The sequence below is a fragment of the Embleya australiensis genome (genome assembly GCF_051903075.1).
Taxonomy (GTDB): domain Bacteria; phylum Actinomycetota; class Actinomycetes; order Streptomycetales; family Streptomycetaceae; genus Embleya.
In genome coordinates this window covers 199,032-210,636 of the sequence record NZ_CP182425.1, presented here as the reverse complement: position 1 = coordinate 210,636, position 11,605 = coordinate 199,032, and the positions used below count along the sequence as shown (strand labels likewise).

General features: G+C 70.4%; 6 protein-coding genes and 2 CRISPR repeat arrays. Of the genes, 4 read left to right on the top strand and 2 right to left on the bottom strand.

From position 1 onward, the window contains the following. The first annotated feature begins 792 nt into the window (after positions 1-792). On the top strand, positions 793-1,692 hold the full coding sequence (locus ACMXN5_RS50950; protein WP_439681808.1) for a hypothetical protein: 900 nt from the start codon (positions 793-795) through the stop codon (positions 1,690-1,692). Positions 1,693-2,045: 353 nt separating this feature from the next. Continuing rightward, positions 2,046-3,172: a CRISPR direct-repeat array (repeat unit 29 nt; unit sequence GAAGTCCCCACACGCGTGGGGGTGAACCG). 79 nt (positions 3,173-3,251) lie between these two features. Here the strand turns inward: ACMXN5_RS50950 and ACMXN5_RS50945 are convergent. Next, positions 3,252-4,121, bottom strand: coding sequence for an IS3 family transposase (locus ACMXN5_RS50945; protein WP_439681807.1), 870 nt, complete (start codon positions 4,119-4,121; stop codon positions 3,252-3,254). Continuing rightward, positions 4,118-4,426: a transposase gene (locus tag ACMXN5_RS50940; protein WP_439681806.1), complete on the bottom strand. Its 309-nt coding sequence runs from the start codon at positions 4,424-4,426 to the stop codon at positions 4,118-4,120. Before ACMXN5_RS50940 ends, ACMXN5_RS50945 begins: the two co-directional genes overlap by 4 nt. A gap of 64 nt (positions 4,427-4,490) precedes the next feature. Beyond that, a CRISPR array of direct repeats spans positions 4,491-4,824; the repeat unit is 29 nt; unit sequence GAAGTCCCCACACGCGTGGGGGTGAACCG. A 244-nt stretch (positions 4,825-5,068) separates the two neighbouring features. Between ACMXN5_RS50940 and ACMXN5_RS50935 the strand changes: the two genes are divergently transcribed. The 3 genes from ACMXN5_RS50935 (at position 5,069) to mobF (ending at position 11,530) form a co-directional block, all read left to right on the top strand. Then, positions 5,069-6,043, top strand: a complete 975-nt coding sequence (locus ACMXN5_RS50935) for an LAETG motif-containing sortase-dependent surface protein (RefSeq protein ID WP_439681805.1) — start codon at positions 5,069-5,071, stop codon at positions 6,041-6,043. Positions 6,044-7,162: 1,119 nt separating this feature from the next. Continuing rightward, positions 7,163-9,784 carry a hypothetical protein gene (locus ACMXN5_RS50930; protein ID WP_439681804.1) on the top strand — a complete coding sequence of 874 codons (2,622 nt, stop codon included), beginning with the start codon at positions 7,163-7,165 and terminating at the stop codon, positions 9,782-9,784. Positions 9,785-9,997: 213 nt separating this feature from the next. Continuing rightward, on the top strand, positions 9,998-11,530 hold the full coding sequence (mobF, locus tag ACMXN5_RS50925; RefSeq protein WP_439681803.1) for a MobF family relaxase: 1,533 nt from the start codon (positions 9,998-10,000) through the stop codon (positions 11,528-11,530). Positions 11,531-11,605: the final 75 nt, after the last annotated feature.

The window sequence follows — 11,605 nt, the reverse complement described above, 5'->3', positions numbered from 1 at the left end:
CACGCAACACACCCGCCGGGGCTCGCTCATTACGCCGTAATGAGCGAGCCCCGGTTCGTTTTCCCGCGACCTCCCCGGCCCGGGTCTCATTACGGCGTAATGAAACCCGGCGACCAGGGGAGCGGGGGAGGGGCACCTCGAAGAGCCGTCGATCCCAGCGCGCCCGTATGCAAGCCTCGATCGGAACCCGTACCGATTCCGAAGCCTGTGACGGCTCCGGGATGCCGGAGCCGAACGCGATCATCGCTCGCGCGGCTCCCGCGCGGGCCGTCCGTCTCATTACGCCGTAATGAAGGATCTGCCGAGAATCGGCTCCAACGTCTCGCGGTCATTACGCCGTAATGAAGACGCGCGACCCGGGGGAGCGGGCGCGGCCACAGCGACCCAGCCACCCGCGGAGCAACGCCCCCGTCATTACGGCGTAATGACTTCCCCGGAACCAGCGCCCACGCGCTGCGACGCCAGCGCCCGACCCGCGCGTTCATTACGGCGTAATGAACCGCGATGGACCCGCCCGAACCCACCACAGAGCGCGTTCATTACGCCGTAATGAACGCGCGGCAAGGCGCGGGCAAGCCCTGGGCTAGGGATAAAGCCGCAGGTCAAAGCCGTGCGCCAGGATCGGCCCACCCCACCGGCGACCCACCTCGATACACGGAATCGTAATAACAGAAGGCGGCAAGTCGAGAGAGTGACACACACCCCGCAGCGAAACTCAACGCCTCACCCCTCGTCACGCCTACGGCGCGGCAGCAATCCACAAGGCCGAACCCGCCGCATAAAGTGCAGCCCATGAGCCCCCGAGCCCGCGACGTCATCGACGGATTCCTCACCGATCTGCGCGAGCAACACGATGACGGCACGATCGGCGCGGCCACTCTGCGACAACGCATCACCTTCCTCGAAGACCTCTTGACCTACGTCGACCAAGCCCACGGCAACCGCGCCGCAGCCCCCGCCACCGCGCTCTTCGACTCCTCGACATGCCAGGCCTGGCTCGACGCCGTCGCCCGAGGCGATCGCCGCCGCCGCGCCACCGCCACCGGAAACCGCCGCGGATCCACCGCCACCATCCGAGCCGCGGCCGCCTCCCTACGCGCCCTGGCCCAATGGGCGAACACCCCCCTGGACACGACGCCCCACCCCCGCCAACCAGCTCGCCTCCGCCTCGATGCGAACCTCCTGCACCACCGCTGCACGACCCTCCTCGAAGGCCCACGTCCCCACCGCGTCACCCCCGCACTATGGGTACGCACCCACGCCCTCGTCCGAGTCGTCATCGACACCGGAGCCCGTGTCGGCGAGATCGCGGCCATGACCATCCACGACCTCACTGACGAACCCACCCGAGCCCGCATCACACCCAGACCCCCCGGAAGAGGCACCCCCGACCCACCCCAGACCGCACTACTGGACCCCCGCACCACCCGCGCCCTCCGAGCCTGGACCCACGAACGCACCCGCCTCACAACCGCCCTCGAAGGCGGCCCCGTCCACGCCCTATGGGTCACCACAGTCCCCCACCGCGCCGGCGGCCCCCTGCGCCCCGCCGGCCTCCCCATCGGCCCCCGAGCCCTCGAAGGCGCCTGGCAACGCGTCCGCACGGCCCTGTCCGAAACCCGAACAACCTACAACGACCCACACCCACCCCCAGACCTCCTCACCGACTGGCGCCCCACCCCACCGAAATGACGCACCGTCAAAGGCCCACTCTCAGCAGGAGGCGCGCGCCCTAAACGACCCATCGGAGTGAAGTCGTCACCGCCACGCTCAAAGCACCCAAGGGCTGGGGTCGTGCCGTGCATCAGCCCGGATCCGAGACGCTGTCCACCACACCTGCGAGACCACGAACCATCCCGACGATCGGCACAGTCGCAGCGAAGGTCACGAAGACACCGCGCGTGACTGAGAGACTGGAACCGCTCGTACACATGCGGACCGCCCAAAAGCCCTGATCAGACCGCATTCAGGAAGGCTCTCTGCCTCAATTGCCCAATCTTCATCACGAAACGGCAAAGCCCCAGAGAACCTGCAGGTCAGAAAGGGAAGTCCCCACACGCGTGGGGGTGAACCGGCATCCTCGACCGCGCCCGAGCAGTACGCGCAGAAGTCCCCACACGCGTGGGGGTGAACCGTTCGGTCGGGTCGGTGCCGCGTGTCGTGCGTGGAAGTCCCCACACGCGTGGGGGTGAACCGTCGCACTGCGGCCTCACGGCCCATCTCCTTGCGAAGTCCCCACACGCGTGGGGGTGAACCGGTGTAGTCCGGGTCGTCGGAGCGGATGATCATGAAGTCCCCACACGCGTGGGGGTGAACCGTAGGGCCGGACGGCTGCCCGCCCGGCCCTACTGAAGTCCCCACACGCGTGGGGGTGAACCGGTACCGGATTCGTGTGTCGAGTCGGGCGGGGAGAAGTCCCCACACGCGTGGGGGTGAACCGCCCCCCACGGGGGGCGTGAGGGGCTTTCTCGGGAAGTCCCCACACGCGTGGGGGTGAACCGTGTCGATGCGACCCAGTAACCAGCGGGGCGGTGAAGTCCCCACACGCGTGGGGGTGAACCCGCCCTCGCCGCGCTCAAGAAGAAGGGACTGGTGAAGTCCCCACACGCGTGGGGGTGAACCGGACGATCCGGGCCCACTCCTCGTTGTTGACCGGAAGTCCCCACACGCGTGGGGGTGAACCGCCGCCGCCGAGGCGATCGAAGCGGCCGAGGACGAAGTCCCCACACGCGTGGGGGTGAACCGTCCGTGGCCATCGGCGCGGTCATCGGAATGTTGAAGTCCCCACACGCGTGGGGGTGAACCGGTCCGCACCGCATACGGCGTCCGGCTGTGCGTGAAGTCCCCACACGCGTGGGGGTGAACCGCAGGGGTAGGTGGTGGTCGGGTCGCGGACGGCGAAGTCCCCACACGCGTGGGGGTGAACCGGCGTCTTTGTCTGCCCCCGGCTCATCCGTCATGAAGTCCCCACACGCGTGGGGGTGAACCGCACGACGAGCTATACGACCTGTACGACGCCGGGAAGTCCCCACACGCGTGGGGGTGAACCGGGCGGAGCCATCGGCATGCCGTGGCTGCGGCCGAAGTCCCCACACGCGTGGGGGTGAACCGTGGGGAGCGGGGCGTCCGAACCGGAGTCGACGGAAGTCCCCACACGCGTGGGGGTGAACCGGCGAGAGAGAGAACGGCTGCGCCGGAACACCAGAAGTCCTGAGCTTGCTCCGCTTTGGCAGACACCGTCTTTGTGGTGGTCAGGCCGCGAGTGCGGCTTCGTATTCGACGGGTGTCCGGTACCCGAGGCTGCTGTGCAGCCTGCGGATGTTGTACCAGGCCTCGATGTACTCGAAGACCTCGGCGCGTGCGGCGGCCCGTGTCGACCAGGGCGGCCTTGCTCCCAGGTCGCTTTTGAGGGTGGCGAAGAACGACTCGGCGAGTGCGTTGTCCCAGCACTGGCCGGTGCGTCCGACCGAGAGACGGATGCCGAACTCGGTTGCGAGCATGGCGAATTCGTGGCTGGTGTATTGGCAGCCGCGATCCGAGTGGAAGATCGTTCCGGTGTTCGGGCGCTGCCTGTGGACGGCGTCGCGCAGGGCGTCGGCGACCAGCTCGGTGCGCAGGTGGTCGGCGGTGGCCCAGCCGACGACCTTGCGGGTGGCGATGTCGATGACGGTGGCGAGGAACAGCCATCCCTGGTCGGTGGGCAGGTAGGTGATGTCGCCGCACCATCGCGTCACCGGTGCCGAGCCGGGCGTGAAGTCGCGCTCGATCAGGTCGGGGCGGACCCGGGCGCGCGGGTCGGGGACGGTGGTGGGCTTTCCGTGTCGGCGGTGGCGGCCGACCAGGCCCGCGGCGCGCATCAGCCGGGCGATGCGGCGGCGCCCGACCCGGGCGCCGCCGCGGACCAGGACGGCGTGCACGCGCGGGGCTCCGTAGCTGCCGCGCGAGGCACGGTGGGCGTCGATGATCCGCTCGGTCGATTCCGCGTCCCCGACGGCACGCGGGCCGGGGGTCGCAGTACGGCGGTGATAGAAGGCGGCACGCGAGACCTGCAGCAGTTCACACGCGCGTTTGACGCTGTGACCTGCGGTTTTCTCCGCCTCGATGAACGGGTGCACCGTCACCGGGTCTCTCTCACGAAGAAAGCCGTGGCCCGCTTGAGGACTTCCACATCCTGGCGCAACCGGGTGTTCTCCCGCCGCAACCGCGCGAGTTCCTCCCGCTCGGACGAGGTCGTCCCGTCGCGTTCGCCCGTGTCGACCTCGGCCTGCTTCACCCAGTCCCGCACTGCGGTCTCGGTCAGGTCGAAATCCTTCGCGACCTGCCCGACCGACCGGTCGCCCTGCCTGCACAGCGCGACGATCTCGGCTTTGAACTCCGGCGTGAACGAGCGGCGAGGCCGAGGCTTCTTCTTCCCCATGCTCTCCATGATGGACATCCTCCCCAGAGAGGCTAAAGCCCCTCACCCAGGGTGTCCGTCAAAGTGGATCAAGCCCATCCCCACACGCGTGGGGGTGAACCGCCGGACGGGTTCGCCACGCTCGGGGAGATGCGGAAGTCCCCACACGCGTGAGGGTGAACCGTCCACGGCGTGACCGGCCCCCTCGCACTTGCAGAAGTCCCCACACGCGTGGGGGTGAACCGTCGCCCGCGGCATCCCGGATCTGACCGGGCAGGAAGTCCCCACACGCGTGGGGGTGAACCCGCCGGAAAGACCGCCCTCGCACGGGCCCTTACGAAGTCCCCACACGCGTGGGGGTGAACCGCTGCTCCGATCCGCCGGGGACGGCCGGGAGCGGAAGTCCCCACACGCGTGGGGGTGAACCGTTCGGGAGCGCCACGGCGGCCGGCGCGGTGAAGAAGTCCCCCACTTCGTGTTCCGAGGGCGCTCCCTCAGTCAGCGCAGGCCGGCATTCGATACGCACCGATCCTGGAGACAGCCGACGTACACCCGCTGACACACGAGTTGGATGGCTGTGTTAAGCATGCCCTCTCGAACGCGTCGAATGCCGCGTCTGCGGGGCGTCGTTCGTTCACCAGGGGTGGGAACCATCACATGTCGCGTTCACGCGTGAAGAGAACCGTTGGGCTCGGTGCCGCAGGAGGTCTGCTGTTGGCCGCGCCGCTGATCGGAGCCGGAACCGCGGGTGCGGCGGCGGGCATCACCATCACCGCCGACTCCACCACCATCATTCCCGGCGGCCGCGACGCCGTCGCCACCATCACGACGTCGGCACCGTTCGACCTGTCCACCGAGGGCACGGGGAAGACCTCGTTCGGCTGGTCCCTCCCGGAGGAGTGCCACGCCGAGACTCCCGGCGCCCACACCCCGAGGTGCACCCCCGGGCCGAGCGGGAAAGTCGTCATTCCCGTCGACACCGAGGAAGGCCTCGAAGGACAGAAGGTCACCCTGATCGCGAAGGCCGTCACGGGCGAGGCCCGCGGCACGCTCGAATTCACCTACGGCAAGCCGATCACCGCCTCGAACCTGTGGGTGTCCAACCCGAAGGAGATCGTCCACGCGGCGGACGGCAGCATCACGAAGGACTACACGGTCGAGTACGCCGACCGCACCGGCAAGGAGAACGACGCCACGGTCACCGTCACCGCAGTCAAGGGCATCACCTTCGCCGCGGCCCCCGAGGGCTGCGAACTGAACACCGCCAAAACGACGGTCACCTGCCACAAGACCGAACGGATCGGCGACATGCCCAGGACCGTCCGCCTGCGCGGAACCCTCACCGGGAACGAACAGATCGTCGAGAGCCGGATCACCGGCAAGCTCACCGACCACACCCCCGCCGACAACGTCGACCGCACCGTCTACACCTACAACATCGGCACCACCACGGCCCCGACCACACCCGCCGGCACCGGCGGAACGGCCGCCACCCCCGCACCCCCGGCCAAGGGCCGCGAACTCGCCGAGACCGGCGCCGACAACGACAACACGACAATGCTGGCAGCCGGGGCGGGCATCCTCCTCGTCGTAGGTGCCGGAGGCACCCTCTTCGCCCGCAACCGCCGCCGCGTCCACCAGGCGTAGCAACAACCCCCGGGGCGGCCGCCGATCGGACTTTCAACCATCGGCCCGCCCCGGGAACGGGGCAGGGACGATCCGCAGGGGTCGCGGGCCTCGGCCCGTCGACGCCGTGTCGCCGCGCTCTGGTAGCCACATCGAAGCCCCACCCGCGCGACTCCCGCCCACGAATACGAAGATCGATCCCAAAGCTCAGGCCCGCGCAAGGTGCCGGCTCCATGGTGCAGCGCCGTGATTCCAACGCTCCGGCTCGCTATCGAACCGCTCCTCCGAACCATCCGGTCTCCGGCTGGATGCGTCGTGGGGCTGCCCTGGTATCCGCAGTGCCGGCGGCACTTGCTCCCGTCGTCCTCGTTTCCCGTGTCACAGCGCACGACTTGAGCGCACCTTCCGGCAGATGACGGCGATCTCCCGGGAGGCAGCACGTGAGTGGGTGTGACCATGTCCGAGCCTAGGACGGGTACAGCCGTGGAGATCGCGATTCGCCTCGGAAGGAATGGCGGCGTCTACGGTGTCGATCCTGCGGACGTCGAGCTCCAAGCCATCCTGCGTGCGCAGGGTTTCTCTCCGTCGGCCGACGGTCCGCGGACATGGGTACCGCCATCGGATCGACCGAGTGACGCCCTGCTCCAAGCGCAGGAATACCTCGAACGAAATCCCGCCTACCGCGTTATCCGCGAGGAGGAGCCCAAGGATCGGGATCCTCGTTCGCCGGCTTCCTCCCCCCACCCGGACGCGCGGAGTCCCACTCCGGATCCTCCCGGGCACGAGGTCCCGCTCCCAGCGCATACCGGCGACATCGAGCCTTCGGACGACGCCGCCCCGCAAGCGGCCGCCTCCCGCCAACCCCTCGCTCACGGCGGCTCGGGTGACCAACCGCCGAACCCGGAGCCTGACCAGCCCACTTCGGCGTCCGACAGTGCCGGTACGCCTCCCGACAGCCCCGAGCCCCCATCCCCACCCGAGCCCCCGCCCCCGGATACCACCCCGCCCGACTCGGAGCCGAACTCCGCGCACGCCGACGCGGATCCCTCCGCGACCGACCCCGAACCGGATGAACCCGACCCCTACGCCACTCGGGACGAGGCCCACGCCCGAGCTCGCAGCATCGACAGCGCCGCACGCGTGTGGCGGGAGTCCGTCGACGAACGCTCCGACACACCGGAGCACGTCCGCAGTCTCCGGGAAACCCTCGTCGACGCACTCCGCGGCGCCCGAGAGGCGCACGCGATCCACCTCGGCGATTTCACCAACGACTCGGACACCCCGGTCGTCGGCGCCGACGACCTCCGCGTCGTCACCGACCACGCCCGCACCATCGTCTCCACGGTCGAAGACCTGGCCCGCGCACTCGACACCCGAACACACATCTCCGAACTCGCCGCCCTGCGCGCGATGTGGCGCCACGCACGCGGCCACATGGAAGCCCTCGATGCCACGATCCGCGACGTCGAGACAATCGCGTGGACACAAACCCGCACCCCCCAGCCGACCGAAAGCCCGTCACCCGGCGGCACCGAAAACCTCACCACCCCCGAAGCCGGCCCAGCCCAACCGGCCGACGCACCAACCCCGGAGTCACGTGGTGCGTCACCGCGCTCCGACCCACCCCCACCCCCGCGATCCGAATTCGACCACTGGAACGGAATCGCCCTCGCCTCCGCCCGCAACCGTCGCGGCGGCCACCACCGGGCCCGACGCCGTGACGCCCTCCACCGCCGACACCACAACGCGCTCATCCGCGCCTGGAACGTCGCCACCGACCCCCGCGTGCCCCCGGAGACCCCCAGCCAACGCATTCGCGACCTCCGCGACCAAGGCGACCGCTACACCGCCGTCGCCCGAGCCGCCGCCCGTCTCACCGCCTCACCCCAACGCGCCATCGAACGCGCGGCCCTGCACGAACTCCGCGTCGCCGCCGAACTGCACGCCCGCCACCTCCGCCGCCAGGCCGACGCCCTCGACCCACCGCGCCGCCGGCCGCGACTGTCGGCCGTACGCCTTTTGTTCGCCCCGCGACCGCCGCGCCAACGGCCCGACCCGGAAGCGGTCCTGGCCCGCATCGCCGACGCGGAGAAACGCGCCCGACGGGGCATCGCCGGCCGCGACGCCCGGGCGAAGGAACACCTGCACACCACCGGGCCCGAACACGATCGCCTCATCCGGGACATCCGCGCCGAACACGCCGCCGCGCACGAGGTCATGCGCGACGTCCGCACGCGTTCCTGGTGGCGCCGAGCCAACCCCGGCGAAATCGCCGCCATCTGGCAGCGCGCCGTCGAATGGTCCGCCCACCACGACGTCATCGCCGGGCGAATCCTGCGCCACATGCGCGGCCGCATCCGGCAACACCACGGCGTCGACCTCCCCACACCACCGGTGAACGGCGTCGACCTCAACCCCGCCATCGCCCACGGCCGGCCAGCCCCCGCCGAAGGCCCCGCCGTGCGCTGGGCCTACACCGTCCGCGACCCCCTCCTCCACACCCGACTCCTCGACCAGGGCCGATACACCGCCCTCGCCCGCGACACCCCCGAAACCGTCGGCCGCCGCGTCCTCGCCGACCTCGCCGCCCGCGGCGCCGACCCCGCCGTCCTGCGGCGCGCCGTCGTCGAGGTCGTCCCCGCCGACCGCCCCGACACTGCACCCGTCGTCGTCACCGCCGCCCGCATCCCCGAGATCGGCCGCGACCAGGCCGCCCGCGACCGCGCCGAACACGACCTCGCCCAAGCCGGAGCCGCCCTCAAGTCGGCCCTCGACCACCGCTGGTGGGAAGACGCCCGCCCGGTCGAGATCGGCTGGATGTGGCGCGGCGTCCAGGACTGGCAGGACGGACCCGCCCGCGACGACGCCCTCACCTTCCTCGCCGACCGCATCCGGGACACCTTCGGCATCACCCTCACCCCCGACACCCCCGCCGTCGTGGCCACCGAACGCATCCGCGAACACGCACCCGCCCCGCTCGACCCGAACGGCGCCCCGGAACGCGCCCTCGCAGCCCACGCGGTCCGCTTCTTCGACCTGGCCCACGGCATCGAGGCCCGCATTGCTGCCGGGGACGTCCCCGAGGGGGATGTCCCCGGCCTGCGCCAACAAGCCCGCTCCCACAGCCTGCGCGCACGCCACCTGGGAGCCCTCGCGAGCGATCCCGAGGAAGCCGCGCGCCTGCTCGGTGCCGCCCGCCCTCCGGCGATCGACGTCGACCGCTATCACCGGGACATCGCCGGTGAGTACGAACGCTCCTGGGGCCGCGCCCTCACCGACGACGAGTCGGCCCAACTGCGCTCGATCCTCGAACGAGGCTCCGCAGGACGGGAAACGGATCCCGAGCCCGCCGACGGGCCGGTCGCCGGGTCGCCGCCGTCGCCCGCCCTCGACACCACCCTGTCGACGGACGCCCCGCGCCCATTGACACCGTCGGTATCCGAACCGAAGCAACCCGAAGAGATTCCCCCGCCGAGCGATCGCGCGTCGCGGCCCCGCGAGCCTCGACCGGAAACGCCCCTCCCGACGAACGAGACCGGCACGGCCACGCCCGCGACCGAACACACCGTCGCCCCTGCGGCACAGATCCCGGCCCGACCCCAACGCAGGCGCCTGTCGACCGTCCGACTCGTCATGGATGGCACCGACGAGGCCCTGGCCCCGAAGCCCGCCTCGGGACCGCCGCCCGCCCGACGGGCCGTTCCGGTCACCTCGGTCACCCCGGAACTCGCCGACAGCGCGGCACCCGCGCTGGGCGGGTAGGCCCCGTCCCCGTCCGCGACGAACAACCCACCTCCCGCCGACGCACCCCCATCGCCCTTCCGCCGGCTCGCGGCCCGGTCACACCATGTGCCGCTTCCGCACCTTCCCGATCATGAACACCCGACACACAAACCACATAAACCGAACAGACCAAACCAACGAACACGGAACACCCGACACCCCGCATGCGGCCGACACCCCCGGCGGCCGCCCGTGCTGACCATCGCCGCCCGCAGCGACGTCACCTACCTCGCCCAGCAGGTCGCCCGCGGCGCCGAGCACTACTTCCTCCGCGACGCCGCCATCGCCGGCGAACCCCCCGGCCACTGGCTCGGCCGCGGCGCCCCCGACCTCGGCCTGCACGGCACCGTCGACCACGCCGTCCTGGAAGACCTGTACCACCACTTCGTCGACCCCCGCCGCCGCACCGAACTCACCGCCACCATCGCCGACATCACCGCCTCACCAGGCACCCCCGAATGGGCCGCCGCCGCCGAAACCGCCCGGGACACCGTCCGCCTCGGCCCCCGCCCCCGCGACTACACCACCGGCACCCGCGCCGCCATCACCGAAGCCCTCGCCGCCGAACCCGACGCCACCCCCGCCCGACGCCGACAGATCGAGGCCCGCGTCCGCAACAAGGCCCGCACCGCCGTCAAATACCTCGACCTCACCTGGTCCGCCCCCAAATCCTGGTCCATCCTCCACGCCGCCCTCCAACTCGCCGCCCGCCACGACGACGCCGACCAGGTCTGGCAAGCCTGGCTGACCGGAATCCACACCGGCCTCGAATACCTCCAGGACACCGCCGGCTTCGCCCGCGCCGGCCGCCACGGACGCACCTCCACCGGCGCCTCCACCGGCCGCTGGATCAGCGCACACCGCTGGACCGTCGCCGCCTTCCCCCAACACACCTCCCGCGACGACGACCCCCAACTCCACGTCCACACCGCCGTCCTCAACCGCGTACACGCCGACGACGGCGTCTGGCGCACCCTGGACAGCCGCGCCATCCACCGCCACAAACAGGCCGCCGGACACCTGTGCGAACGCGCCGCCGAAATCGCCCTCACCCGCGCCCTCGGCGTCGAATTCGCCACCCGCCCCGACCGCCGCGCCCGCGAGATCGTCGGCATCTCCGACTCCCTCCGCGCCCGGTTCTCCTCCAGGCGCCGCGCGATATCCGCCGAAGTCGCCGTCTACGCCGCCAAGTTCACCGCCACCTACGGCCGAGCCCCCTCCGCGTACGAACTCACCGCCATCGCCCAACACATCACCCTGCTCCGCCGCGAGGACAAAAAACGCACCCCCGTCTCCCGCGCCGAACTCCTGACCCGCTGGTCCGAAGCCGCCCGCCAGGAACCAGGCATCGCCCTGACCGACATCCCCGCGGCCACCCTGCACCGCATCGGCCCGGAAGCCGAACACCCCGACCACGCAGCGATCGTGACCCGCGCCATGACAGTCCTCGACACCACCAAGAACGCCTGGAACCGCGCGGATCTGATCACGGAGTTGTGCCGCCAACTCCCGGATCGCCTCGACACCACAAGCATGCGGCACCTAGTGGAGGACCTGGCAGACCAAGCCCTTCTCGGCATCGTCCGACGAGCCACCGACCTTCCCGCAGAAGGCAACGGCGAACACCACACCGCCCTTGACACAACCGAGTCGGCACACGCCCCGGGAAAGCGACACCCGAAGCACGCCACACATCGGTCCCCGGTGGGTGTGGCGTCGCGATAGGTCCCGCACGGGACGCGGACCCGTCGAGCCGTCCAGGCAGTGTCGTCGCCAAGGCCACCATGCAGACGGCATTGA

Excerpts from the sequence above, each read along its gene's own strand:
- ACMXN5_RS50950 (WP_439681808.1), top strand. The coding sequence starts at position 793 with ATGAGCCCCCGAGCCCGCGACGTCATCGACGGATTCCTCACCGATCTG.
- ACMXN5_RS50940 (WP_439681806.1), bottom strand. The coding sequence starts at position 4,426 with ATGGAGAGCATGGGGAAGAAGAAGCCTCGGCCTCGCCGCTCGTTCACG.